This is a genomic window from Rhizobacter koreensis (genome assembly GCF_013366375.1).
Lineage (GTDB): Bacteria > Pseudomonadota > Gammaproteobacteria > Burkholderiales > Burkholderiaceae_C > Schlegelella_A > Schlegelella_A koreensis.
Genome location: NZ_JABWMJ010000002.1, coordinates 385110 through 410693 on the forward strand (window position 1 = coordinate 385110; position 25584 = coordinate 410693).

A 25584-nucleotide genomic window follows, 5' to 3' on the forward strand; every position below is an offset into this window, starting at 1 on the left:
GGTGTCAGCCCGCCGCCCGCGACCAGGCGTCGCGCAGCGTCTCGAGCAGCGCCGCGGCGGCGTCCGCATCGAGCGCGACCGCCGGCTCGAGCGCCGGGGGACCGGGCCAGGCCGCGTCGGGAAAGCTCGTGCCGGCGAACTCGCGCGCGCCGGCATAGCGCGGGATCACGTGCAGGTGCACGTCGGGGTCGACCATCATGAGCATCAGGTAGTTGATGCGCTCGTACCCGACCACCTCGCGCAGCGTCGCCTCGATGCGGCGCACCATGGCGCGCATTTCGGCGAACCCCTCGACGCTGACGTCGGAGAAGGCTCGCACCGGTTCGCGGCACACCAGCACGAGCGAGCCCAGCGTCGGCTGCTTGGGCCGCAGCAGCACGGTCCAGCGCTCGCCCTGCGCGAGCCGCATCGCCGGATCGCCGAACTTGGTTTCTGTGGCGTTCGCCATCGTCATCGCAGCCGATGCTGCTCGGGAGGTGCGGTTCGCACGAAGCGCGCCATTCTCGCGCGAACCGCTCACGCGTTCCGCGGCAGCAGCAGCTCGTACGTGCCGGCGTCGACGAACGCGCCGTCGAGCATCGACCAGCGCCGCACCCGCACCTCGGCGCTCGGGCGTGCGCCCCCGCGCAGCACCAGTCGATGCCAGCGCGCACCCTCGTCGACCGCGCTCGGCACCGCTGACGACGACGGCACGCACAGGCACGGGATCGGCTCGGCGGGGCCGGCGAGCGCGTCGAGGCGGGCATCGCGCGCGTGGCCGTGCAGCACCAGCTCGGCGCCGGCGCGGCGCAGCACCGCGCGCAGCGCGGCACGGTCGGCGAGCGCCTTGCGCCGGCTCACCGCGCCTTCGGCGGGCGGATGGTGCAACGCGACCGCTCGCACGTGCCCTGCAGCGCCTTCCTCGGCGAGCACCGCCTCGAGGCGTTCGAGCTGCTCGCTGCCGAGCGCGCCGCGGGCGAGCAGCGGCAGCGTCGGCAACGCCGAGTCGAGCCCGATCAGCGTGACGCCGTCGAAACGGCGCCGCCACGGCCAACCGGCTTCGCCTGGCATCCAGTCACGCCAGTGCCCGAGGCCCTCGGCCTCGGGCAGGCGCACCAGTGCGTCGTGGTTGCCGGGGACCACGCTCAGGGCGCCCGGCGGCGCGAGCGCGCGCAGCCACTCGGCCGCGGCGCCGAACTCGCCCGGCAGCGAGAAGTTGGTGACGTCGCCGGTGATCACGACGTGGTCGACCGCCTGGGCACGGATGTCGGCGGCGAGCGCGTCGAGGATCTCGGGCCGGTGCAGTGCCTTGCGGCGCTGCCACGACCAGGCGCTGAGCTGGCGCTTGGAGAGCCGCTGACTCGGACGAAGCCGCGGCTCGAACGGCAGGTGGAGGTCGGACGCGTGGGCCAGCACGAAGCCGTTCATCGAAAATAGCCGGCTGCGTTTACGAATTCCACCGTCCGATGATGCCAAACCTCCCGTCGCGCCCGGCCGACGCCACCTCGTGAAGCCCGCTCCCGTCGAGCCGCGCCGCGTCGCCGGACGCGTCGTCGGGCAGAGCCCGCTCCGCGTCTGGGGCCTGCCGTCCGAGGTGCGGCTGCAGCGCCAGTTCGCGCGCGTCGGCGCGACCTCGGATGCCGCAAGCGCCGAGCGCCACGTGCTGCTGCGCGCCGACTGGGTCTACGACGAGGCGCTGGTGCGCGGCCTCGCTGCGGCGACCGCCGATCTCGCGCTGGCGGGACCGGACGGTCGGGTCGTCGCCGCGAGCGTCGACAGCGCCGCCGTCGACGACGCCGCGCGGCAGGTCGCCGCCGGCCAGGCCCCGGCCGGCGCGCGCCGCGTCACGCCGGCCGAGCTCGCCGACGGCTACAACGACGCGCTCCGGAAACGCGAGCCGCCCTACCTGCTGCCGCTGACCGGCGACGCGCTGCCGCAGATCGAGCAGCGCGTCTTCGGCGCGTCCTACAAGGGCGTCACCGACCTCGTCACGCTCTACGTGTGGCCGCGCCCGGCCCGCGCGGTGACGCGCTGGTGCGCCAACGTCGGCATCACGCCGAACCAGGTGACGACGGCGAGCCTGGTGCTCGTGCTGATCGCGATGGCGCTGTTCTGGACCGGCCACTACGCCACGGGTCTCGTCGCCGCGTGGGCGATGACCTTCCTCGACACCGTCGACGGCAAGCTCGCCCGCGTGACCCTGCAGTCGTCGCCGCTCGGCAACGTCTACGACCACGGCATCGACCTCGTGCACCCGCCGTTCTGGTGGTGGGCCTGGATCGTCGGCCTGCCCGCCGCCGGCTGGCCGATCGACAACGGCGCGGGGGTGCTGACCGCCATCGTCGCCGGCTACGTGCTGCAACGCGTCGAGGAAGGCATCTTCATCGCCTGCTTCAAGATGGACATGCACGTCTGGCGCCGCTTCGACAGCAAGTTCCGTCTCGTCACCGCGCGGCGCAACCCGAACCTCCTGATCCTCACGGTCGCGGTGCTCGCCGGCCGCCCCGACATCGGCATCGTCGCGGTCGCGGTCTGGACCGTGGTCTCGCTCGTGATCCACGCCTTGCGCATCGTGCAGGCCGCGATCGAACGACGCCGCGGGCCGCTGCGCTCGTGGCTCGCCGCCGCGACATGACCGCTCGCGCGGGCGCCGCGGCTGCGCTCGACGCCGTCGAGGCGCTGATCGAGCGCGAGTGGCAGCGGCCGGTCGCGGCGCCCGTCGCCGCGCTCGCCGCAGGGCTCGCCGCACGCGCCGGCTCGGCGACCGCCGGCGTGCTGTTCTACGGCTCGGCACTGCGCGACGCCGAACTCGACGGCGTGCTCGACTTCTACGTGCTCGTCGACAGGGCCGCCGATTGGCCCGGCTCGCGCGCCGCGGCGCTCGCCAACCGGGTTCTGCCGCCGCGCGTGGGCTACGTCGAACATGCGATCGGCGGGCGCACGCTGCGCGCCAAGTACGCGGTGATGACGCTCGACCAGTTCGCGCATGCGATGAGCCCGGCCCGCATCGACACCACGCTGTGGGCGCGCTTCTCGCAGCCGTGCGCCTGCGTGCTGGCGCGCTCGCCGGTCGAACGCGAGCAGATGCGGCACGCCGTGGCCGGCGCCGTCGTCACCGCGGCGCACTGGGCCGCCGTGCTCGGGCCGCGCGAGGGCGAGCCGCTCGCGTACTGGCGCGCCCTCTTCGCACGCACCTATGCGACCGAGCTGCGCGTCGAGCGCACCAGCCGCGGCGTCGACCTCGTCGCCAGCGACGCCGCGCGCTATGCCGAGCTGCTGCCCGCCGCATGGCAGGCCGCCGGCATCGCCTTCGACGTCGCTGCGGCCGGCGCGCTCGCGCCGCGGCTGGGCGACGCCGAACGGCGCGCCGCCGAGCGGCGCTGGCAGCGCCGCCAGCGCCTCGGCCGGCCGCTCAACCTGCTGCGCCTCCTGAAGGCGGCGACCACGTTCGACAACGCGATCGATTACGTCGCCTGGAAGGTCGAACGCCACTCGGGCTACCGGATCGAGCCGAGCGCGTTCCAGCGCCGCCACCCGTTGCTCGCGGCGCCGCTGCTCTACGCGCGGCTCAGGCGGCGCGGCGTGCTGCGCTGATCGTCGACCGCCGAAGCCCAGCCTCGGCGGCGCTCGTCGAAGCGCGATGCGTCAGCCGACGCACCCAGCGCTGGCGCTCGCGATGAGCCGACCTCGTGCGGCAGGCCCTGCACGGGCGCGAGCTCGGCGCCGCCTTTCAGTGCGCGGTCGAGGCGCGGTCGGGCAGCCAGCCGGCGGCTCGATACCACGCCACTGCATCGGCAAAGCCGCTGTCGATGTCGTGGCGCGGCGCCCAGCCCTCGGGCCGCGCGTGCTCGGCCGCACTCACCGACCAGTCGGGGTGGCGCAACTCGCGCAGCTTCTGCGAGTTGAGCATGCTCGCCGAGCCGAACGCACGCGCCACGTCGCCGACCCAGGCGACGCCGCGCAGCGCGGAGCCCGGGGCGCGTACGAAACGCGGCGCCGGGTTGCCGACGGCGCGCGCCGCAGCGCCGAGCAGCTCGTCCCAGCGGTAGCCCTCGGGCCGCGCGTCGGCCGCGGTGACGACGCGACCAGCAGGCCGTTCGGCCACCAGCAGCGCCATCAGCCGCACCAGATCGCCGACGTGGATCAGCGCCGCGCGCGCATCGGGGGCGCCGAGCAGCGGCACCCAGCGGCCGCGCGCGAGCTGGAAGAAGCGCAGCGTCTCGCGGTCGCCGGGCCCGTAGACCACCGGCGGGCGCAGCACGGTCGCGCCCTCGCCGAGCACGTCGAGCACCGCGTTCTCGCCGGCGCGCTTGCTCGCGGCGTAGTCCGAAAGCGCGGGCTCGCGCGCGGCGAGGCTCGAGACGAGGACGAACGGCGCCTGCGGCGCGACACGGCGCGCGGCGTGGGCGAGCGCCGCGGCGCCGTCGCGGTTGACGGCGAAGAAGTCGGCGCGGCGTGCCGCCTTGATCAGCCCGGCGCCATGGATGACGGCGTCGACGCCATCGACCAGGCGCTCGAGGGCCCGGTCGTCGGCCAGCGATCCCGCGACCACCTGCGGCGCGATGCCGAGCGCCGCGAGCTCGGTCGGGTCGCGACGCAGCAGCAGGCGCACGCGCCAGCCGGCCTCGGACAACGCGACGAGAAGGTGCCGGCCGATGAAGCCCGTCGCGCCGGTGACCGCCACCAGCGGTGCGTGGTCCGCCGGCGGCGTTCGAGCAGGCGCGCTGCTCACCGCACAGCCGCCGACGGCGTCGGTTCGTTCGCGCTCGCCGATGTGGTCGCCGCGGCGAGCGGGAACCTGCGCCAGCGCCGGTGGTGCCAGCTCCAGAGCTGCGGATGCTGCAGGATCTGGCGCTCGCTGACGCCGCACAGCGTCGCGACGTCGTCCTCGAGCCGGGCGCCGCCGAGCGCCACCGGGGCGCCGATCTCGAAGCGCCAGCGTGGGCTCGCCGCGCTCGTCAGCACCGGCAGCACCGGCGCGCGCGCGGTCCGGGCAAGCTGCGCCGGGCCGGCGGGCATCGGCATGTCCTTGCCGACGAAGCGCTGCAGCATGCCGTCCTTCGCGTGCTTGACGCCCTGGTCGAGCATGATGAAGACGACGGCGCCCTTCTTCAGCGCCGCGACCATCCGGGCGTAGGCGCGGATGCCGGCGTTGGCGAGGATGCCTTCGATGCCGTAGCGCTCGAGGCCCTGCTGGAAGAAGCCCGCCGACATCATGCGGGCCTCGCGGTACACCACCGCGACCGGCCAGCCGAGCGCCGCCAGACGCGCCGGCAGCAGCGCGGCGTTGCCCATGTGGGCAGCGAGCAGGATCGCGCCGCGCCCGCCGGCGAGCGCGTCGCGCAGGTGGTCGAGCCCCTCGATCTCGGCGTGCGCGGCGAGCACGTCGTCGGGCGGGCGGCGGTCGAGCATCGCCATGGTCTCGAGCACCGCACCGTTGCTCGCGCGGTACGCCTCGCGCAGCAGCGCCGCGACGCCGGCGTCGCCCGCGGGCCGCCCGAGCACGCCGGCGATGTCGTGCTGCAGGCGGCGCCGGCCGGCGAGGTCGAGACGGTACTGCAGCTCACCGGCCCAGCCGCCGACGCGCATGGCCTGCGTGAAGCCGATCGCGCGCACCAGCGTGCGCGCGACGAGAAAAGTGGCGCGCCGACGCGCGCGGCGCAGCGCAAGGCGCACGGACGAGTCAGCCATGCACCGGCTGCTCGGTCACCGGGTCGCGCCGCACGGGGGTGCTGACCTGCCCGCCGGCGAGCCGGTAGACGCGGTCGGCGGCCTGCACGAGCAGATCCTGGTGCGCCACCGCGAGGATGGTGAGGCTGCCCTTGAGATGACGCACCGTCTCGATGACCGCGGCCTGCGCGTCGCGGTCGAGGCTGCTGGTCGCCTCGTCGAGAATCAGCAGGCTCGGGCGGTGCACCAGCGCGCGCGCGATCGCCAGACGCTGGCGCTGCCCGCCGGAAAGCCGCGAGCCGCCCTCGCCGACCGGCGTCTCGATGCCTTCGGGCATCGCGTCGACGAAGTCGAGCGCGTCGGCCGCTGCCAACGCGGCGCGGATGTCGTCCTCGCCGATGCCTTCCTCGCCGAGCGCGACGTTGTAGGCGATCGATTCGTTGACGAGGATCGACTCCTGCGGCACGTAGCCGATCTGGCGCCGCCACTGGCGCAGGTCGAGCTCGCCGAGCGGCACGTCGTCGACGACGATGCGGCCCGCGGTCGGCTGCAGGAGACCCACGACGAGGTCGAGCACCGTCGTCTTGCCGGCGCCCGACGGACCGACGAACACCGTGAGCTGCTGGGCGGGGATCGTGAACGAGGCGTCCGCCAGAATGGTCTGACCTTCCTCGTGCGCGAAGCTCACCGCCTCGAAGCGGATCGAATCGGCGAGCGGGACGGTGCGCTCGCCGCCGCGCGGCTCGCGCTGCGCCACCGCGGCGTCGATGCTGTCGACCAGCGACCAGTACGCGCTCTCGCGCACCGCCACCTGCTGGTACGCGCGCTGCGCCTTCGAGAGGTAGCTGACGACGCGGGCGAGCATGAACAGCATCACCATCACCGCCGCCATCGGCATCTTCAGCACCACGAGGCTGAGGAAGAAGCCCGCCGCGACCATCATCGCGAGCAGCGGCTCCTGCAGCGCCGAGAGCGCCTCGCGGCTCACCACCTGGCGCCGGATCGCGCGGCGCAGCTTCTTGGTCTGGTCCGACAGCAGCGCGTCGACATGGCCCTCGCGTGCCATCGCCTTGAGCGCCTTGGCGGCCGCGAGCTGGCCGCTGATCGACGTCAGGAGGCCCTTCATCAGCTTGGTCTGGTTCTGCCCGGCGCGCCGCGACGAGCGGATCAGCGATTGCAGGAGCGTCAGCAGCACGGCTCCGGCGAGCGCCGCGGCGAGCCCCGCCTGCCACGAGATCGAGAGCGCGATGCCCATGTAGATCAGCGCGTTGAGCAGCATCGCGGTCATGTCTGCGCAGTGCTGGAAGGCGTCGGACGCGCGCTGGGCCTCGGTCGCGACCGCGTTCGAGAGCCCGCCCACCGATTGCCGCAGGTGATGGCGCCAGCGCGCGCCCATCACGGCGCGGATCAGCGCCAGGCGCAGGTCGGTCGCGATGTGCGCGACGGTGTAGCCGACCTGCCGGTTGGCGAGCAGCGAGAGCGCGCCCTTGAGCGTGATGAGCGCCAGCGCGAGACCGAGCAGCACGCCGGCGTTCGGCTCCATCCCGAGGGTCTGCGCGACCTGCGCGGCCACGCGCTCCGGCAGCGACGGCTCGGCGCTCGGCGCGCCTTCGCGCGTCGCCAGCGTCAGCATCGAAAGCAGCATCGACATGCCGAGCCCGTCCATCAGGCCGGCGAGCAGCACCGCGAACAGCGCGGCGACGCTGCGCCCAGGGTAGGCGCGCACGAACGCCGTGATCATCGGCAGCGCGCCACGCTTGTTGCGGTCGGCCGGAGCCCGGTCCGCGGGTGAGGCTTTCATCGGCTGAAGAAGCGGAGCGCCGGGCCGGCGCTGACGACCACCGGCCGCGCCGGGTCGACGTCGAACTTCTCGCCATCGAGCACGTAGCCGGCGAGGCCGAGCACCTCGAGGCGGTCGCAGCGCCCGCTCAAGTAGCCGTTGGCGCGGTTCATCGCGGCCGAGTATCGCCCGCGCACCAGGCGCGGCAGCGAGCGCCAGAAGCGCGGCGCGCCGGCCGCGACGGCGGTCACGCGCAGCCCGCCGGTGCCGCGTTCGGCGTAGGGGTCGAGCAGACCGCGCCGGTGCAGCAGGGTCGACGCGAGGAGCAGGCTGACGCGGCCGTCGAGGTCGCCGAGGCCGTCGGCGCGAACCGTAAGACGTGGGCAGGTCAGGCCCGCCCGCCCCTGCAGCGCGCGCGCCGCCAGGCCGAGCGCGAACCATGGGGTGCTGAGATGCCCGGTACGGAGCAGCCCGCTGCCGCCGGCGCGGTACGCGTGGGCGCGCCGGATGATGGTGTCGACGGTGGCACCGCCGAACAGGAAGCCGTGGCGCAGCGGCAAACCGGGCTGGTCGATGCGCAGCACGCTGCGTTCGACGATCGAGCCGTCCCAGACGCCCGCGCGCAGCTGCTCGAGTCCGCTGCGCAGCCCCCCGAGCGCATCGAACCCCGGCAGCAGGTCGGCGGCGGTGACGTTGCTGCGACCGCCCGGCAGCACCAGCAGGTCGGGAAGCCAGCTTCCAGCCGGCCGTTCGGCCAGGCGCTCGATCAGCGCGTGCACGGTGCCGTCGCCGGCGAGCACGATCACGTGGCGCTGCCGCCGCGCCAGGATGCGCTCGACCGCCGCGCTCGTCGCCTCGGGGCTGCCATCGACGCACTCGACCTCGGCGCCGTGGGCGGTCGCCAGCGCGATCGCGCGCTCGGCGAGCCCGCGCGACGCGCGAAAGCTCAGCGGATTGACGAGGAGGAGCGGGGTTCGGTCGATCGCGAGGCGACCCGCAGGGCCGAGCCCCTGCCCGGCGCCGCTCGGCTTCAAGTGCGCGGCGTCGGCGCCGACCAGCGCTGCATCGACGACTGCGGACGCGAAGTCCGGCGCGCCGAGACCCACAGCTCGCGCACGCCGGCGAAGAAGCTCGCGCGATTGGTCGAGCGGTACGGCGAGTCGGCCGGCAGCCCTTCCATCAGGCGCTGGTGCGCACGGCCGAGGTTGTGGTACGGCAGCGCCGGGAACATGTGGTGCAGCGCGTGGTAGCGCAGGCCGACCGGGAACAGCACCACCGTGAGCCAGGTCTGGCCGGTGATGTTGATCGAGTCCTCGACCTGCTGCGCGAGGGTCATGCCGCGCCCGTCGTTGCCGTAGCGGTGCGCGGCGAGGTTGCGGACCCAGTTCAGCGCCAGCGTCAGCGCGACGAGGATGTAGGCCCGGCCGAGGTGCCGGGCCTCGATGACGCCGCGCCAGGTGAGCACGCCCAGCACCACCAGGTAGGCGAAGCACAGCGCCTCCACCATCTTCAGGTGGCGCTCGTCGCGCCTGGGGAAGCGCTTGCGGTAGTACGGGTTCGAGACCGCCGCCGACGCGCGCGTCAGCACCCACTCGCGGAACCTGGGGAACAGCCACGACAGCGGCGCCAGCACGCCGAACCGCACCAGCTGGAACAGCGGCAGCAGCGGCGCCTGCGCCAGGTACTTGATCGTCTCGCCGATGGGCGACGACGCGAGCGGCAGGTACTCGCCGTCGGCCGGCGTTCCGAACAGCCGGTGGTTGTGATGCTCGGTGTGGTTGCGATACATGATCCACGGCATCAGCAGCGGGATGCCGATCAGCGCGTTCCAGGCGCGCTTGAAGCCGACCATCTGGCGCGCCGGCATGTGGACGATCTCGTGGATGAAGGTGCCGGCGCGGAAGAAGAACACGCTCGCGCCCAGCAGACCCACGAGCTGCCAGGCGCTCCAGCCGTCGGCCAGCATGTAGAGCGCACCGAACGCCCACGCCAGCGACGTGCTCGCCAGGAAGTCGACCCAGTAGATCGCCGGCGAGCGCTGGAACAGCTCGCCGATCAGGCGGCGCGCGTCCTCGCGCCATTCGGCGTGCGGCGCCGTGTCGGCAGCGGGGTCCGGGAGCTCGGCACCATCGACAGGGGCGTTCATCAGCGCGGCAGCAGGCACGATCGGAGCTTTCATGGAGGAACGGACGGCGGCGGACCTGGAACGGCGGCGCGCGGCCTCGCGTCCGCGCCTGCTCGCCGGATGGCGGTGCGTCGCTCGGGCACGCGAGGAGCGTGGGGAGCGCCGACGAGCGCGCGGCCGGGACCGCGCCGCGGCCAGGCCGGCCGCGCGAAGCCGCGGGATTATGGCAGGAGCGGTCGCTCGGCGGTGACGAGTTCGCGAATGGCCCGGATCGCGCGGGCGCGTGCCGCTTCGAGCAGCGCCGGCGGCAGGCCCGGCGGCGCGTCGAGCCCGCCGGGCAGCGTGCTGAGGCCGAGCGCCTCGTGGAGCGGCTCGAAGCGTCGCTCGCGGCGCAGGCCCGCGGCGACGGCGGCCAGGTAGGCGCGTGCGCGCCAGCCCTGCTGGCGCTCCACGCCGCGGTCGCCGGCGTCGCGCTCGACCACCCCGCACCAGCGCTCGACCGCGTGCCGCAGCCGCGCCTTGCCCGAACGGCGAATCGGCGTCGGAAACACCGCCACCGGCCGCCCGGTGAGGCTCACCTCGGCCAGCATGGTCGCGCTGTCGCCGGTGACGATGAAGGCGTCGGCGAGCGCCAGCAACGCGGCGTACGGGTTCTCGTCGCCGGCGCCGAACTGGTGGCTCCAGTGCGGTGCGTCGATCGCCTCGAGCAACGCGCGAGCGGCGTCGGTCGACGTGCGCGGGCTGGTCGTGACGAGCAGCGAACCGCCGCGCGCACGGGCCGCCTCGCTCGCTTGGCGGCCGAGCGCTGCGGCAGCGCCGGGATCGAGGCGATAGGGCGTGGCGCTGCCGCCGACGAGAAGCGCGATCCACGGCCGCGGCAACGTCGCGAAACGCTGTGTCCAGCGCGCCCGCGCCGCCGCATCGACCCCGCGCGGGGCGACGTACGGCGCCGGCAGCCCGACGACGTTCTCGGCGAGCGGCACGCCGTATTGCGGCGTCGTCAGCACGAGGTCGAAGCGCGACAGCGGGACGCGCGAGCGACCGATGTTGACGATGCGGGCCCGCCCGCCCGAGCGCGCCCGGATCCAGCGCGCGACCGGGGCGCTGCGCCGCCCGGCGCTGATCACCAGGTCGGGCCACGGCGCCGCGAGGCCCGCGATGCGGCTCGGCGAAAGACGCCCGCCGAGCCATGCGTTGACGCGATACGCGGTGCGGCTGAACACCGCCTTTTTCGTCTCGCAAGGCCAGCCGAGCGCGTCGGCGATCGCGACCAGCTGGGCGTTGTCGCCGGCGTGGCTGCCGAGCAGCACCCAGACCGTGGGTGCGACCGACGCCCGCGCCGCGCGATCGGCGCGAAAGCGCTGCAGATGGCCCGACGCATCGCGACAGTCGAGCTGCCAGCAACGGTCGGGGTAACGCGCGCCGACACGCCGCAGCAGCCGGCGCCAGCCTTCGACGTGGCTCGCGATCGAACCGTCGCGCCGCAGCGTCGCCGCGACGTAGACGAGCTTGCCGGCACGCGCGAACAAGCGATCGACGAGCCACGGCAGGTCCTCGGGCGGCGCCTGCTCGAGCCCCCACGCGGCGACCGCGTGGACCCGCTGGGTCGGGATATCGCGCAGCTCGCCGAGGCCGATGCGCCGAGTGCTTGCGCCGGTCGGCGCGGCGAGCGTCGCGGCACCGACGTGGCCGATGCTCGCGACACCGAGCTCGCGCGCCAGCGCCGCGACGTCCGCCGGCAGTGCGGCGTCGAGCTCGCGCGCGCGCTCGCATGCCGCGGTGAAGCCGGGGCTGGGCCGCTCCGCGCGGTAGAGCTCCCAGCCGGCGACGTCGGCGGCGTGCTCGAGCGCGAGGAAGCGCTCGGCGTGCGGGTGGATGCGATACGTGTACTGGTCGCGCAGCGGCTGCCACGGCTGCGCGTCGAGCGCCGTGAAGTGCAGCAGCTTCGAGCGGCCGGGCACGAATTCGGTGTCGCGCGCGTGCCAGACCGGATCGAGCGCGCCCCAGCGGCCCGGCTCTGCCTCGGCGGCGGCGTGCAGGCTCTTCTTGCTGCGCCGACGCGCCGCGTCGTAGCTCCAGCAGGCGAGCATGCGCGCGCAGTCGATCAGCATCACGGCGGTGTCGCGCGGCGACAGCGCCAGGTAGCCGTGGCCGTCCATCGGCTGGTCGAACAGCTCGGCCGGGTCGCCGAACCAGACCTGGTCGACGTCGTTGTAGATCGCGCGGCCGTGCCCGCCGGCGAGCGCCGGGATCGCGAAGCGGTAGTTGGTGAACCCGGTGCGCCAGCCCTTCTCGTCGAAGGCCGGAAGGCGACTCATGCGGTAGATCTCGTAGCGCCGGTCGGGGTTGCGCACCTGCTCGAGCGCGAACACGAAGATGCGCTCGGCGCGGTACTGCGCGGGCTCGGTGCCGAGGAAGATCCGCACCGCGGGCCGGTCAGGTGCCCCGGGCCGCGCCGCGAGCACGATCGGCTCGATCAGCGGCGCCGGGTCGGCCGCCGCACCGGATGCCGGTGCGGCTCGCGCGCCGTCCTCGGGGCGGGCGGCGGGGCCGCGCGCGGTGTCGAACGAGGTGCCCACGGCCGATGCCACGGGTTGGCTGGAACTCATGCGGCGGCGCGGGAGAAGCGGTCGGCGATGCTACACCGCGCCCCGCCGCGCCCTCGACGCGGCCGTGTCGCCCTGCTCGCGGCGCATGCGCCTCAAGGCCCGACGTCTTCGAGGCGCCAGTGACCCGCCGCGATCATCGCTTCCATGACCTGCCAGTCGGTCGACGAGTCGAGGTTGTGGCTGCGCGCGTCGGGCATCAGGTACGGCAGCGTCGCCCGCGGCAGGAAGCTGCGCTCGCGCCGGAACGCGTCGAGGCCGACCAGGTAGAACGCGCCGTTGAGGCGCAGGGGCTGCGGCAGCGCCTGGCGCGGGCCCTCGAAGCCGCTGCCGAGGTACGGCGCGACGTAGCCGTCGACGAGGCGCTTGAGCTTTTCCGGGCGCGGCTCGTCGACTTCGGCGAGGCTCACGACCGCGTCGGCATCGCTGCTTGCGTAGAGCCGGCACACCGCGTCGAGGTCCGCGAGCGTGCGGAACGGCGACGTCGCCTGCAGGATCAGCAGCGCGCCGCGGTCGACGCCGCACTCCGCGAGCACGTGGTCGACGACGGCGAGTGTGGTCGCGGTGTCGTCCGCGAGATGCGCCGGGCGCAGGGTCGGCGACTGCACGCCGTGGCGGGTCGCGATCGCGTGCATCGCGGGGTCGTCGGTGCTGACGATCACGCGGTCGATCGCCGCGCCGCGGTTCGCGAGCTTGATCGCGCGCTCGAGCAGGCTGTCGCCGCCGGCCACCGGGCGCAGGTTCTTGCCGGGGATGCCGCGCGAGCCGCCGCGCACGGGAATGATCGCGGTGAGCGGTTCGCCGCGCAGCATCTAGGGCTCGCTCCTCGCGCGCGCGGCGGCCATCAGTAGGTCAGCATCTTCTCGATCGACAGCGGCGCCGTCGCCAGCACATCGGCGATACGCCGGCCGGCATGGCCGTCGCCGTAGATCAGGTCGCGCGGCCGCTCGCTGCTCGACCACATGCGGCGCACCGCGGTGGCGATCGCCTCGGCGTCGTGGCCGACGTCGACCACGTTGCGGCCGCGGTCGCGCCCCTGCTGGCGGCTGCCGACGTTGACCGCCGGCACGCCGAGGAAGGCGCACTCGCGCAGGGCGACCGACGAGTTGCCGACGATGCCGCGGCTGTTGACGAGGATCGACAGGAAGTCGAGCGGACGCATGTTCTTGTAGAAGTGTGCATGGGCGAGGCGCCCGTTTTCGCGCGCGTTGCGGATCGCCTTCGAAGCCCCGTCGGAGCCGGCGTCGACGTTGGGCCAGAACCAGAGCGTCGGCACGCCGAGCGCGTCGATCGCGTCGATCGTCGTCGCGGTCTGCCGGCGAGCCTCGGCGTACTCGGTCGTCACCGGGTGCTGCATGACGACGAGGTAAGGCCGCGCGAGGTCGACCGGTGCGCCGACGCCGGTGTACGCCGCAGCGAGCGCCGCGAGGTCGCGTGGCTCGGCCTCGAGCGCCTGCCGCGCGAGGTCGATCGACGGGCAGCCGGTCAGATAGACGCGGTCGCTGCGCTCGCCCATCCGCTCGACGCGCACGCGCGCGCTTTCGCTGCAAACCAGGTGGATGTCGGCGAGCTTGGTGTTCGCGTGACGCGTCTTCTCGTCGATCGACCCGGTCACCTCGCCGCCCTGCAGGTGGACCAGCGGGATGTTCATGTAGGCCGCCGCCACGGACGCCGCGATCGTCTCGTAGCGGTCGGCGATCGAGACCACCATGTCGGGCTTGAGGTCGTTGAACACCGTCGCCAGCTCGGCGAGACCGAAGCCGGTCGACTTGGCCGACGTCACGAGGTTCTCGCCCTCCACGATCATGTAGACCGTGCGGTCGACGCGAAAGCCCTCGGCCTCGATCACCTGCAGCGCATTGCCGTAGCGGTCGAGCAGCGCCGATGCGGCGACCACCAGCTGCAGCTCGAGCCCCTGGTGCGCGCGGATCGCCTCGAGCGCGGTCTTCACCCGCGCGTAGCTCGGCCGCGCGGTGATGACGACGCAGACCTTGCGCTTCAAGCGGCCTCGATGTCGTCGGCGCCGAGCGGCACGTCGCGCTCGACGGCTCGCCGCAGCACCTTGCCGACCACGCGGTCGAGCTCGGCCGCGGGGATGCCGGTGCCGGGCTTCTTGACGCCCAGGTCCTCGCGCGCGAGCACGCTGCCGGCCGGCAGGTCGCGCAGCGCGACCACGCTCTTGAAGAAGATGTCGCGCATCGCCCCCACCGACGGGTCGACGCGCGACTTGTCGACCGGTGCGGCGCGCATGCGCTCGATGAAGCGGATGCCGTCGCAGATCGTGCGCAGCTCGGGCGGCGTGACCGACGCTGGCACGTCGGGGCCGAACATCTCGCGGCTCATCGTGAGGTGGATCTCGAGCACCTCGATGCGGTGCGCGGCGGACGCGGCGAGCGCCGGGAAGATGGTTCCCGAATGGTCCGACAGACCGACCGCGCAGCCGAAGCGCTGGCGCAGCTCGTCGAGCACGTTGAGGCCGATCGTCTCGGGCGGCGACGGGTAGCGCGTGGTGCACTGGAACACCGCGAGCGGGGCGCCGGCGTCACGAACGAGCGCGGCAGCGGGCTCGATCTCGTCGAGCGGGCTCATGCCGGTCGACAGCATGATCGGACGCCGGTCGCGTGCGATCTCGCGCAGCATCGGCAGGTTGGTGAGCTCGCCCGAGGCGACCTTCCACGCCGAGATGCCGATGCGGCGCAGCAGCTCGACCGCCTCGATCGAGAACGGCGAGCTGAGGAAGACGAGACCCTTGTCCTCGGCATGCGCCTTGAGCCCGGCCCACTGCTCGGCCGTGAACTCCATCCGCTTCCAGTACGCGTAGCGGGTCTCGTCCTGGCGGCTGAACTTGACGCGCCAGGGCTCGGCGGGCGTGCTCTCGGCGGCCGCGATGTGGGTCTGGAACTTCACGGCGTCGGCGCCGGCCGCCGCCGCGCAGTCGATGTAGGCGTGCGCCTGGCCGAGGCTGCCGTCGTGCGCCTGCGCGATCTCGGCCACCACGGAGCAGGCGGCGCCCGGCTCGGGCGCGACGAGCCAGTGGCGGCGTTCGGTGTTCGTGGTCGACATGAGGATGTGCCGGGTCAGGCCGGCGTGAGGCGGAACACGCGGTCCGAGATCTCGGCGACGCGCGGTGCGGGAAGGCCGAGCGCGGCCGCGAACGCTGCGGTGCGGGCCTCGATCTCGGCGACGGGCGTCGGCGGGAACTTCTGCGAGTAGTAGGCCGGATTGCGCGACGAATCGCCTGCCGCGGACGTGCGCCGATGCTTCATGCGGCGCTGCATCGCGGCCGCTCGGCCGCCGAGGCGGCGCCACCGGCTCACCGGCGGGCGCGGCTCGGACAGCATCGCGTCGATCACCGCGGCCATGCGCTCGCTGGCGAGCGCGCCGCTGGCCGACGCGACGAGGCCGGCAAGGTTGGTTGCGACCGGCGCCTCGACGCGCCGCGTCAGCCCGCCGTCGCCGAGCAGATCGAGCAGATCGGCCGGCGTGCGCGCCTCGACGCTGACCAGCGCCGGCTGCGGGATCTCGTGCCTCGGTGAGATCACCGGCCGGTACGAGATCGGCGTGCGGTCGAGCATCGCGGTCTCCAGCGCCGTCGTGCAGCCGTTGTGGATGATGTGCCCCGCCGCCAGCAGCCACGGGATCAGCTCGCTGTCGTAGCGCACCGTCACGTTGGCCAGGCCCTCGCTGGCGCGGCGCCAGTCGACGTCGCTCTCGGACGGATGCGGGCGGATCACGATCTGCCGGTCCGGAAAGCGCCGCGCGATCGCCGGCAGCACCTCGACGAAGCGGTTGTAGAGCGCGAGCCGATGCGCGAGGTAGTCGGCCGGGAACCCCGAACGTGCGGCCAGCGCCGCGAGGTCGCGCTCGCCGTTGGCGGTGAAGCCGTAGCGCAGCGCATGGTTGAGCCAGCCGAAGTTCGAGTTGACGAGGATGAAATCGCCGAGCTCGGCGCGCAGCGCTTCGGCGCGCGCCGCGTACGAGGCGCGCAGTGCCGGCCGCAGCAGGTCGGCGCGCGGGTGGCCCGCCAGCACCAGGTCGACGTCGAGGCCGTCGAGGGCGGGCCGCAAGGCATCGGCCTGCTGCGCGCCCCAGGCGAACACCTTTTCCAGACCAGCGAGCGAGCGGCGGCTGACGCGGCGCTCGCGGTACATCGCCTCGTTGATCCAGACCAGCCCCTCCTCGTCCCAGCCGACGACGCGGTGACCGAGCTGGCCGGCGATCGCGATCATCTTCTCGCTCGAGCGCGAAAAGTTCGGCGGCAGGAAAACGCCCGCCGGAAAGCGGTCGATCGCGAGGTTGAGCAGCGCCTTCAAGCCGAGCGTCACCGCGACGCCGCGCTGAACGGCGTGCACCGCCAGAAGCAGCTTGGCGTCGAGCTCGCGCGCGGCGGTCTCGACCGGCAGGATCAGATGCTTCACGAACGATGTGGGCTGGGCTGGCGCTGCGGACGCGATCGCGGCGAGCGGTCGGGCGCTCATGGCCCGCGGCAAGAGGCGAGCTGCGGCACGGCCGACGCGCTCGGGGAGGCGGCGATTATAGGGACGCGCTCCAGGCCGCCCGCCCGCGCGCCGACCGCGGCGCGCTCGTGCCGCCAGCGCAATTCATTCCAACCTTCCAGGGCAGCGACGATCGCGTGAGCGCGGCACAATTCCGCCGCAAAACCTCAGGACCCGACCATGCCCGCAAACGCCAGCACTGCCGTCGCCGACGCCGAGAGCGCCAGCCCCCACGCCTTCGAGAACACCCGCAAGCACTTCCAGACCGCCTCCGGGAAGATCGGCGAGTTCTTCTCGCTGCGCGAGCTCGCCAAGACCTATCCGAACGTCGACCGCCTGCCGGTCTCGATCCGCATCATCCTCGAGTCGGTGCTGCGCAACTGCGACGGCAAGAAGGTCACCCGGGAGCACGTCGCGGAGCTCGCCAACTGGCAGCCGAACGCGCCGCGCGTCGACGAGATCCCGTTCGTGGTCGCGCGTGTCGTGCTGCAGGACTTCACCGGCGTGCCGCTGCTGGCCGACCTGGCGGCAATGCGCAACGTCGCCGACAAGATGGGCAAGAACCCGAAGACGATCGAGCCGCTGGTGCCGGTCGACCTGGTGGTCGACCACTCGGTGATGATCGACTACTTCGGCAGCCGCAAGGCGCTCGACCTGAACATGAAGCTGGAGTTCCAGCGCAACCAGGAGCGCTACCAGTTCATGAAGTGGGGCATGCAGGCGTTCGACACGTTCGGCGTCGTGCCCCCGGGCTTCGGCATCGTCCACCAGGTCAACCTCGAGTACCTGGCGCGCGGCGTCCACAAGACCAGCGCCAAGCGCGGCGTCACGCCCGTGTACTACCCCGACACGCTGGTCGGCACCGACAGCCACACGACGATGATCAACGGCATCGGCGTTGTCGGCTGGGGCGTCGGCGGGATCGAGGCCGAGGCCGCGATGCTCGGCCAGCCGGTCTACCTGCTGACCCCCGACGTGGTCGGCTTCGAATTCACCGGTCGCCTGCGCGAAGGCGTCACCGCGACCGACCTCGTGCTCACCGTCACCGAGATCCTGCGGCGCGAGAAGGTGGTCGGCAAGTTCGTCGAGTTCTTCGGCGAAGGCACCGGCAGCCTCGCCCTGACCGACCGCGCGACCATCGGCAACATGGCGCCCGAGTACGGCGCGACGATGGGCTTCTTCCCCGTCGACGAGAAGACGATCGAGTACTTCGAGGGCACCGGCCGCACGCGCGCCGAGATCGAGGCCTTCGAGGCCTACTTCAAGGCGCAGGGCATGTTCGGCGCGCCGACGCGCGGCCAGGTCGACTACTCGCAGGTGGTCACGCTCGACCTCGGCACCGTGGCACCGAGCCTGGCGGGCCCGAAGCGTCCGCAGGACCGCATCGAGCTCGGCAACGTGAAGAACACGTTCACCACCCTGTTCAGCAAGTCGCCCGCCGAAAACGGCTTCAACCAGCCCGCCGAGCACCTGCGCACGCGCCACCTCGCGAGCACGCGCGCCGTCGACCCCGACGAGCCCGGGCGCCGGGTGCCGCGCAACCCCTCGGTCAAGCCGGGCGCACCGCGCCCGGTCGACGAGATGAACGCCAACAAGCCGACGCTCGAGGCCGCGCAGTCGGTGGTCCCGTCGGCGCAGCCGCTCGGCGCGGATCTCACGATCGGCAACGGCGACGTGCTGATCGCCGCGATCACCTCGTGCACCAACACCTCGAACCCGAGCGTGATGATCGGCGCCGGTCTCCTGGCCAAGAAGGCGGTCGAGGCCGGCCTCAAGGTCAGCCCGCACATCAAGACCTCGCTCGCCCCGGGCTCGCGCATCGTCACCGAGTACCTCGAGAAGGCCGGTCTCCTGCCCTACCTCGAGAAGCTCGGGTTCAGCGTCGCGGCCTACGGCTGCACCACCTGCATCGGCAACGCCGGCGACCTGACGCCCGAGATCAACGAGGTGATCGCCGGCAACGACCTGGTGTGCGCCGCGGTGCTGTCCGGCAACCGCAACTTCGAGGCCCGCATCCACCCCAACCTGAAGGCGAACTTCCTCGCCAGCCCGCCGCTCGTCGTCGCCTACGCGATCGCCGGCAGCGTGCTGAAGGACCTGATGACCGAGCCGGTCGGCAAGGGCAAGGGCGGCCGCGACGTCTGGCTCGGCGACATCTGGCCATCGAGCGACGAGGTGCAGGCGCTGATGAAGTACGCGATGAACGGCAAGTCGTTCAAGGCGAACTACGACAAGGTCGAGCACGAGCCCGGCAAGCTGTGGGAGAAGATCAGGGGCGTCACCGGCCAGGTCTACAACTGGCCGGCGTCGACCTACATCGCCGAGCCGCCGTTCTTCCAGGGCTTCACGATGACGCCGCAGGTCACCGAGGCCGGCGTGCGCGGCGCACGGACGATGGCCCTCTTCGGCGACTCGATCACGACCGACCACATCTCGCCGGCCGGTGCGATCAAGGAAGCGTCGCCGGCGGGCCAGTGGCTCAAGGCGCACGGCGTGCAGAAGGCCGACTTCAACTCGTACGGCTCGCGGCGCGGCAACCACGACGTGATGATGCGCGGCACCTTCGCCAACGTGCGCATCAAGAACCTGATGATCCCGCCCGGCCCCGACGGCTCGCGCGAGGAAGGCGGCGTCACGCTGTTCCAGCCGGGCGGCGAGAAGATGTTCATCTACGACGCCGCGATGAAGTACATGGCCCAAGGCACGCCGACGGTCATCTTCGCGGGCGAGGAATACGGCACCGGCTCGAGCCGGGACTGGGCCGCCAAGGGCACCCAGCTGCTCGGCATCAAGGCGGTGGTCGCGCGCAGCTTCGAGCGCATCCACCGCTCGAACCTCGTCGGGATGGGCGTGCTGCCGCTGCAGTTCAAGGGCGACGACTCGTGGCAGTCGCTCGGCATTCGCGGCGACGAGACCTTCGACATCGAGGTCGGCACCGACATCCGTCCGCAGCAGGACGCGACGCTGGTGATCCGCCCCGCGGACGGTGGAGCGGAGCGGCGCGTGCCGCTGGTGCTGCGCATCGACACCGCGATCGAGGTCGACTACTACAGGCACGGCGGCATCCTGCCGTTCGTGCTGCGTCAGCTGCTCGCCGCCTGACGCGGCGCCACGCCAGGGGCGCTCGCCGCTCCTCGCGTCCTGCCTTCCACTTCGGCCCGACCTCGCGTCGGGCCGAGTGCTTTCGGGGCGCCTTCTATTCGTGCGCGCCGCCCGGGTCGCACGCCGGGTCCTGCGCGTAGTTGCTCTCGATGACGCGGCCCGCCGGGTCGATGCCGACCTGGAACCAGACGCAGTCGCCGCTGAAGTAGCGATAGTTCCAGATCGTGCTCGGCGGTCGCGCGACGCCGAAGCGCTCGGCCGGGTGGCCGATCCGCATCAGCACCTCGTCGGACGTCATGCCCGGGCGGACCGCGGCGAAATTCGCTTCGGTCAGCACCTGGCTCGAGGCGACGAGCCGCCCGGCGGCATCGAAGTCGAGCATGTCGGTGCGCCGGCCCCACACCCCGCGCGCGAACTCGAGCCGCGTGCCGCCGCCGGGCAGCGCGTACTCGCCGGTCGGCCCGCCGAGCGCCCGCCGCGCCTGTGCGATCGGCGTGCCGGTCGCGAGCGCGCCGGGGGCGAGCGATCCACACGCGCTGGCGAGCGCGGCAGCGGCCAGGGCCGCCGCGACGCCGAGCCGACGTGCGCTGCCGGCCTTTGCGGTTCCCTCCTTCGCTCGGGTGGCTGCGCGTGCAGCCGCGGCCGCGGCGGCTTTCGTCTTCGTTCTCAAGATCGCTCCTTCGACGTTTCGATCGTGTCGACGTTGTCGGTCCGATTGTTCCGGCTCGCGGCGCGACGCACCGAGCGACAAGCCGTTTCCCGACCTTCGGCCCATGCCGCGCAGCGCGTCCGACGGCTTCACCAGCGGCGTTCGTAGAATCGGCAGCCCCATTCAACCGGCGGCCGCATGACCCGACCCCTGCCCTTCGTCGAGCCGCTCGGCCACGGCATCCACGTCGTCGACACCGGGTTCCACCGGCCGCGCTTCGACGCCAGCTACCTGATCATCGAGAACGGCCGTGCGGCGTTCGTCGACGCCGGCACCAACCACTCGGTGCCGCGCCTGCTCGAAGCGCTCGATGCGCTCGGCCTCGCCCGCGACGCGGTCGACTTCGTGATCGCGACCCACGTCCACCTCGACCACGCCGGCGGCGTCGGCCTGCTGATGCGCGAGTTGCCCGGCGCGCGCCTGGTGGTGCACCCGCGCGGCGCGCGCCACCTCGTCGACCCGAGCCACCTCGTCAAGGGTGCCGAGGCGGTCTACGGCGCCGACGAGGTGCGGCGCTCGTACGGCGAGATCGTCGGCGTCGCGCGCGAGCGCGTGGTCGAGACCGCCGACGGGATGACGCTCGAACTCGCCGGGCGGCCGCTCGTCTTCATCGACACGCCGGGCCACGCGATGCACCACCACTGCGTGTGGGACGCCGCGAGCTGCGGCTGGTTCACCGGCGACACCTTCGGCCTCTCGTATCGCGAGTTCGACACCGCCGTCGGCGCGTGGATCATGCCGACCACGACGCCGGTGCAGTTCCAGCCCGAGGCACTGCGGCACTCGGTCGAGCGCATGTTGAGTCACGGCCCCGAGGCGATGTACCTCACGCACTTCGGCCGGGTCGGCGACGTGCCGCGGCTGGCTGCGCTGCTGCTCGACCAGCTCGACGAGATGGTGGCCGCGGCGAAGGCGCTCGAGCCCGGCCCGGCGCGCAAGGACGCGCTGCGCCAGCGCCTTGCGCAGATCCACCTCGGCAGCCTGCGCAGCCACGGCGTCACGCTCGACGAATCGACGATCCGTGACCTGCTGGAGCTCGACCTCGAGCTCAACGCGCAGGGCATCGACATCTGGCTCGCGCGCACCGAAGAGCGGGCCTGAGCGCCGCAGCTGCGGCGCTGCCCGCTAGGCGGCGACGGCGGCCCGGCGCGCGACCGGCGCCTCGCGGATCGGCAGGTTGACCAGCGCCGCGGCGGCGGCGAGCAGGATGTCGGCGTACCACATCCAGTCGTAGTTGCCCGACGCCTCGTACGCCTTGCCGCCGAGCCAGGCGCCGAGGAAGCCGCCGACCTGATGCGACAGCATCACGATGCCGAACAGCATCGCCATGTTCGCGGTGCCGAAGAACTTGGCCACGAGTCCGGCGGTGGGCGGCACGGTCGAGAGATAGGTCAGACCGATGAACGCCGAGAACACGATGACCACCGGCGTCGTCTTCGGCGCGAGCACGAACGCGAGCACCGCGACGCCGCGCGCCGCGTAGACCAGCGCGAGCAGCGACTTCATGCGCCAGCGGCCGACCGCCCAGCCCATTGCCAGGCTGCCGACGATGTTGAAGAGGCCGATGATGCCGAGCGCCCAGCCGGCGACGTTCGCCGGCAGCCCGCACGCGGCGATCACGCCCGGCAGGTGCGTCGCGATGAACGCGACGTGGAAGCCGCAGACGAAGAAGCCCGCGCAGAGGAGCCCGTAGCTCGGGTTGGCGAAGGCCCGGCCGAGCGCCTGACGCACCGGCTCGGCGCGCGGCGCCGCGGCGCCCGCCAGCTTGGCATCGCTACGCGCGGTGCCGCGCAGCACCCACGCGGCCGGCAGCGCGAGCAGCGTTACCAGCGCGAGCGTCTGCAGCGAGGCGACCCAGCCGCCGATCGCCATCACGCCGGTCGCGATCGGGGCGAACACGAACTGCCCGAACGACCCGCCGGCGTTGACGATGCCGCTCGCGATGCCGCGCCGCTCGGGCGCGACGAGCCGGCTCGTCGCCGCCATCAGCACCGAGACGCCGGCGAGCCCGGCGCCTCCGGCGGCGAGCACGCCGATCACGAGCACGAGTCCCCAGGTGGTCGACGCGAACGGCACCAGCGCGGTGCCGAGCGCGACCATCAGCACGCCGACGACGATGACGCGGCCGCTGCCCCAGCGGTCGGCCACCATGCCGGCGAACGGCTGCGTGAGACCCCACCAGAGCTGGCCGAAGCCGAACGCGAGGCTGATCGCCGCGAGGCCGAGTCCGGTGGAGGTGTTGAGCGCACCGATGAAGAGCCCCATCGACTGGCGCGCACCCATCGTGACCGCGAAGGTGCCGGCGGCGGCGAGCAGGACGAGCCAGAAGGCCATGCGGCGGCGGCTCGCAGCAGGCACGGCGGCGGCTTCAGGGGCTTTCGGGCTCATCGCTGTCTCCTGGTGCGGCGTTGACGATGCGCAGGCATTCGTCGAGCAAGGCGTGCAGGCGGACGACGCGTTCGTCGCCGAGCTGGCGGTTGAGCGCGAGCTGCGCGCGCTTCCATTCGGCCTGCGCGGCGGCGCGCTTGGCGCGACCCGAGGACGTCGCGGTCACGACGCGGCTGCGCGCGTCGCCGCCGGCGCCGACCTCGACCCAGCCCGCGCCGATCAGCGGCTGCAGGTTGCGCGTCAGCGTCGACGCGTCCATCTCGAGCAGGCGGGCGAGGCGCCCGGGTGCGATGGGCTCGCGCGCGACGATGGCCGAGAGCAGCGAGTACTGGGTGGTCTTGAGCCCGGCGACGGCGACCGCCGCGTCGTACTGCCGGCTGACGCGGCGCGTGAGCTGGCGCAGCTTGAGATTGGTACAGCCCTGCGGGCGGGCGGCCGGATCGGGAGCGGCGATGCGCGGCATGTCGTCCGCCGGGCCGGACGTCGGCGACTGGGCGGCCGCCGCGGCAGGGCCGGCCGCCTCCGCACCCGGATCACGCGTCGCGCGCCGGGCCGGTGAAGAAGGCGCGCCGGCGGCGGGCCGCAGGTGGGTCGTGCCGGACGTTACGACCCCCGTCGCTTCGGCGTGCTTCGACCGCTGCATCGTCCTTGCCGATCCGTCCGCTCGTCGTGCCATGCCGACGATTGTATCTACAAGCATTCGCTTTCACCAGCGGCACGAGACGTGCTCAGACGCTACGCTCGGCGTTTTCGTTTCGGTTCCCACCATGAGATTCCTCCACACCATGCTGCGCGTCGGCGACCTCGAACGGTCGATCGACTTCTACACGCGCGTTCTCGGGATGAAGCTGCTGCGCACCACCCATCGCCCGGAGCAGCAGTACTCGCTGGCGTTCGTCGGCTACGGCAGCAACCCCGAGCACGCCGAGATCGAGCTCACCTACAACCATGGCGTGTCGAGCTACGAGCACGGCACCGCGTTCGGCCACCTCGCGCTCGGCGTCGACGACGTCGCCTCGGCCTGCGAGACGATCCGCGCCAACGGGGGCACGATCACGCGCGAGGCCGGGCCGGTGAAGGGCGGCTCGACCATCATCGCCTTCGTGGTGGACCCCGACGGCTACAAGATCGAGCTGATCCAGCGTGGGACCTAGGAGCCTGGCCGGCGTGAAGCCGAGCCCGCGTTCCGCGTCGCAGCGTCCGGCCGCGCGTCTGCGAGCCCGTCGCGCGGGCGGCACGACGCGCCGGCGATGACGCACGCCGCGCTACCCGGCGCGCGCGACCCGCACGCGCTGCTCGCGCAGGCGCGCCGCACCTGGGGCGGTCACGGCGACCTCTGGGTGTTCGGCTACGCGTCGCTGATCTGGCGCCCCGAGTTCGAGTTCGTCGAGGAACGCGCGGCGACCGTGTACGGCTTCCACCGCGCGCTCGAGATGCGCTCGCGGGTCAACCGCGGCACGCCCGAGCGGCCGGGGCTCGTGTTCGCGCTGGTGCCGGGCGGCTCGTGCCGCGGCAAGGCCTACCGCATCGAGCAGCGCATCGCCGATGCCGAGCTCGAAAAGCTCTGGAGGCGCGAGATGCCGACGGGCATCTACGACGCCAAGTGGCTGCCGTGCAGGACGCCGCTCGGTCGCGTGCCCGCGCTCGCCTTCACCTTGAGCCGGCACAGCCCCGCTCACACGGGCTGCGTGCCGGACGAGCAGATGGTCGAGATCCTGCGCCACGCGAGCGGGCGCTACGGCAGCACGCTCGCCTACCTGCTCGACACCGCGACGTGCCTGCGCAGCCACGGCATCGTCGACCGCGACATCGAGCGCATCGTCGAACTCGCGCGCCGGCACGCGCTCGCGCCTTGAGGCCCGGGCGAGCCCGGCGGAGCGGCGCGCGTCAGACGCCGACGTTGCTCGGCGCGCGCTGCTCGCCGGCCGGTGCGCGGTGGCGCACCGCAGCGAGGTCGTCGGGCGTGTCGATGTCGATCAGCACGCCGGCGTCGTCGACCTCGAGGCCCAGCGCGGGGTAGCGCGCGAGCAGCCGCCGCGCGCCCTCGTCTCCGCTCAGCGCGACGAGGTCGGAGTAGAGCCCCAGCGAGAAGCCGACCGGATGGCCGCGCCGCCCCTGGTGCTGCGCATAGACGACGAGATGGTCGGTCAGGGCTGCAGCCACGCGCAGAAGCGTGCTCGGTCGCACCAGCGGCATGTCGCCCGGCAGCACGATCCAGCCGGCGGCGTCGGGACGCGCCGTCACGCCGGCACTGATCGAGTAGCCCATGCCGAGTCCGCCGGCCGAGCCGACCGGCGGCACCACGACGACGTCGCGCGCGGCGACGCTGCGCCGCGCCAGCTCGGAAAGGCCTTGCGTCGTGACGACGACGACCGGCAGCCCGGTCGCGATCGACGTCTCGAGCGTGCGCGACAGCACGGTCGAGTCGCCGAGCGGTTGGGCCAGCTTGTGCAGCGGCCCGCCGAAGCGGGAACCGAGTCCGGCGGCAAGAACGACGACAGCCACCGAGTCGGTCATGGCGTGGGGGTTCGGGCTGGCGGCCGCGACACGGCGCGGCGCACGAGAAACGGAAGACGAGTGGGTCGAAGGATCGGAGGTCGACCCCGGGTTCGATAGTGGTGTGTTCACTGAAAGGGTTCCCCCGGGTCGAAACCGGGAGCGGCCTGCCCGTGCAAGCCGCATGCCTCGCCGGCGCTCCACCCGACCGCGAACCGCGAAGCCGCGCCACC

At 72.8% G+C, this 25584-nt stretch carries 22 protein-coding genes; 6 read left to right on the forward strand and 16 right to left on the reverse strand.

The features are described from left to right. Positions 1 to 4 precede the first annotated feature (4 nt). Together HQN59_RS05580 and HQN59_RS05585 are read right to left on the reverse strand one after the other, a co-directional pair. On the reverse strand, positions 5 to 448 hold the full coding sequence (locus HQN59_RS05580) for an HIT family protein (protein ID WP_176066925.1): 444 nt from the start codon (positions 446 to 448) through the stop codon (positions 5 to 7). Between the two features lie 68 nt (positions 449 to 516). After that, positions 517 to 1407 (reverse strand): metallophosphoesterase family protein, encoded by an 891-nt coding sequence (locus HQN59_RS05585; protein WP_176066927.1) that lies wholly within the window; start codon positions 1405 to 1407, stop codon positions 517 to 519. A 79-nt stretch (positions 1408 to 1486) separates the two neighbouring features. On the opposite strand from HQN59_RS05585, the gene HQN59_RS26750 reads away from it, so the two are divergent. Then, positions 1487 to 2614, forward strand: a complete 1128-nt coding sequence (locus tag HQN59_RS26750; RefSeq protein ID WP_342451129.1) for a CDP-alcohol phosphatidyltransferase family protein — start codon at positions 1487 to 1489, stop codon at positions 2612 to 2614. Further along, a complete protein-coding gene (locus HQN59_RS05595; protein WP_217703851.1) occupies positions 2611 to 3573 on the forward strand; it encodes a hypothetical protein in 963 nt (320 codons plus the stop codon). The genes HQN59_RS26750 and HQN59_RS05595 overlap by 4 nt, the downstream gene beginning before the upstream one ends. Positions 3574 to 3709: 136 nt before the next feature. Here the strand turns inward: HQN59_RS05595 and HQN59_RS05600 are convergent, their stop codons facing one another. From HQN59_RS05600 to HQN59_RS05645, 10 genes are all read right to left on the reverse strand, one after another. Beyond that, positions 3710 to 4711 carry an NAD-dependent epimerase/dehydratase family protein gene (locus HQN59_RS05600; protein ID WP_176066929.1) on the reverse strand — a complete coding sequence of 334 codons (1002 nt, stop codon included), beginning with the start codon at positions 4709 to 4711 and terminating at the stop codon, positions 3710 to 3712. Further along, positions 4708 to 5670 (reverse strand): lysophospholipid acyltransferase family protein, encoded by a 963-nt coding sequence (locus HQN59_RS05605; protein ID WP_176066931.1) that lies wholly within the window; start codon positions 5668 to 5670, stop codon positions 4708 to 4710. The genes HQN59_RS05600 and HQN59_RS05605 overlap by 4 nt, the downstream gene beginning before the upstream one ends. Beyond that, positions 5663 to 7450: an ATP-binding cassette domain-containing protein gene (locus HQN59_RS05610; RefSeq protein WP_176066933.1), complete on the reverse strand. Its 1788-nt coding sequence runs from the start codon at positions 7448 to 7450 to the stop codon at positions 5663 to 5665. Before HQN59_RS05610 ends, HQN59_RS05605 begins: the two co-directional genes overlap by 8 nt. Continuing rightward, the gene (locus HQN59_RS05615) at positions 7447 to 8463 is read right to left on the reverse strand and encodes a diacylglycerol kinase family protein (protein ID WP_176066935.1); all 1017 of its coding nucleotides are present in this window, start codon (positions 8461 to 8463) and stop codon (positions 7447 to 7449) included. The genes HQN59_RS05610 and HQN59_RS05615 overlap by 4 nt, the downstream gene beginning before the upstream one ends. Beyond that, on the reverse strand, positions 8460 to 9608 hold the full coding sequence (locus HQN59_RS05620; RefSeq protein ID WP_246294705.1) for a fatty acid desaturase family protein: 1149 nt from the start codon (positions 9606 to 9608) through the stop codon (positions 8460 to 8462). Before HQN59_RS05620 ends, HQN59_RS05615 begins: the two co-directional genes overlap by 4 nt. Positions 9609 to 9775: 167 nt before the next feature. Next, positions 9776 to 12163: an ELM1/GtrOC1 family putative glycosyltransferase gene (locus HQN59_RS05625; RefSeq protein WP_176066937.1), complete on the reverse strand. Its 2388-nt coding sequence runs from the start codon at positions 12161 to 12163 to the stop codon at positions 9776 to 9778. 92 nt (positions 12164 to 12255) lie between these two features. Continuing rightward, positions 12256 to 12972, reverse strand: a complete 717-nt coding sequence (locus HQN59_RS05630) for an acylneuraminate cytidylyltransferase family protein (protein WP_176066939.1) — start codon at positions 12970 to 12972, stop codon at positions 12256 to 12258. A 32-nt stretch (positions 12973 to 13004) separates the two neighbouring features. After that, positions 13005 to 14162: a UDP-N-acetylglucosamine 2-epimerase gene (gene neuC, locus HQN59_RS05635; RefSeq protein ID WP_176066941.1), complete on the reverse strand. Its 1158-nt coding sequence runs from the start codon at positions 14160 to 14162 to the stop codon at positions 13005 to 13007. Continuing rightward, positions 14159 to 15223 carry an N-acetylneuraminate synthase family protein gene (locus tag HQN59_RS05640; RefSeq protein WP_217703853.1) on the reverse strand — a complete coding sequence of 355 codons (1065 nt, stop codon included), beginning with the start codon at positions 15221 to 15223 and terminating at the stop codon, positions 14159 to 14161. Before HQN59_RS05640 ends, neuC begins: the two co-directional genes overlap by 4 nt. 14 nt (positions 15224 to 15237) lie before the next feature. Beyond that, positions 15238 to 16638 carry a surface carbohydrate biosynthesis protein gene (locus HQN59_RS05645; protein ID WP_176066943.1) on the reverse strand — a complete coding sequence of 467 codons (1401 nt, stop codon included), beginning with the start codon at positions 16636 to 16638 and terminating at the stop codon, positions 15238 to 15240. A gap of 198 nt (positions 16639 to 16836) precedes the next feature. Here HQN59_RS05645 and HQN59_RS05650 point away from each other — a divergent pair, with 198 nt between their 5' ends. Beyond that, positions 16837 to 19758, forward strand: coding sequence for an aconitate hydratase (locus HQN59_RS05650; RefSeq protein ID WP_176066945.1), 2922 nt, complete (start codon positions 16837 to 16839; stop codon positions 19756 to 19758). Positions 19759 to 19852: 94 nt separating this feature from the next. Here the strand turns inward: HQN59_RS05650 and HQN59_RS05655 are convergent, their stop codons facing one another. After that, the gene (locus HQN59_RS05655) at positions 19853 to 20428 is read right to left on the reverse strand and encodes a hypothetical protein (protein WP_176066947.1); all 576 of its coding nucleotides are present in this window, start codon (positions 20426 to 20428) and stop codon (positions 19853 to 19855) included. A 177-nt stretch (positions 20429 to 20605) separates the two neighbouring features. Between HQN59_RS05655 and HQN59_RS05660 the strand changes: the two genes are divergently transcribed. After that, positions 20606 to 21568, forward strand: a complete 963-nt coding sequence (locus HQN59_RS05660; protein WP_176066949.1) for an MBL fold metallo-hydrolase — start codon at positions 20606 to 20608, stop codon at positions 21566 to 21568. A gap of 24 nt (positions 21569 to 21592) precedes the next feature. Here HQN59_RS05660 and HQN59_RS05665 read toward each other — a convergent pair whose 3' ends face one another. Beyond that, complete coding sequence (locus tag HQN59_RS05665; protein WP_176066951.1) at positions 21593 to 22855, reverse strand: MFS transporter; 1263 nt, start codon at positions 22853 to 22855, stop codon at positions 21593 to 21595. Next, the gene (locus tag HQN59_RS05670; RefSeq protein ID WP_176066953.1) at positions 22836 to 23318 is read right to left on the reverse strand and encodes a MarR family winged helix-turn-helix transcriptional regulator; all 483 of its coding nucleotides are present in this window, start codon (positions 23316 to 23318) and stop codon (positions 22836 to 22838) included. The genes HQN59_RS05665 and HQN59_RS05670 overlap by 20 nt, the downstream gene beginning before the upstream one ends. Before the next feature lie 304 nt (positions 23319 to 23622). Here HQN59_RS05670 and gloA point away from each other — a divergent pair, with 304 nt between their 5' ends. Then, complete coding sequence (gloA, locus tag HQN59_RS05675) at positions 23623 to 24009, forward strand: lactoylglutathione lyase (protein WP_176066955.1); 387 nt, start codon at positions 23623 to 23625, stop codon at positions 24007 to 24009. Positions 24010 to 24105: 96 nt separating this feature from the next. Then, the gene (locus tag HQN59_RS05680; protein ID WP_176066957.1) at positions 24106 to 24711 is read left to right on the forward strand and encodes a gamma-glutamylcyclotransferase; all 606 of its coding nucleotides are present in this window, start codon (positions 24106 to 24108) and stop codon (positions 24709 to 24711) included. Between the two features lie 31 nt (positions 24712 to 24742). Here HQN59_RS05680 and HQN59_RS05685 read toward each other — a convergent pair whose 3' ends face one another. Beyond that, the gene (locus tag HQN59_RS05685; RefSeq protein ID WP_176066959.1) at positions 24743 to 25372 is read right to left on the reverse strand and encodes a nucleotidyltransferase family protein; all 630 of its coding nucleotides are present in this window, start codon (positions 25370 to 25372) and stop codon (positions 24743 to 24745) included. Positions 25373 to 25584: the final 212 nt, after the last annotated feature.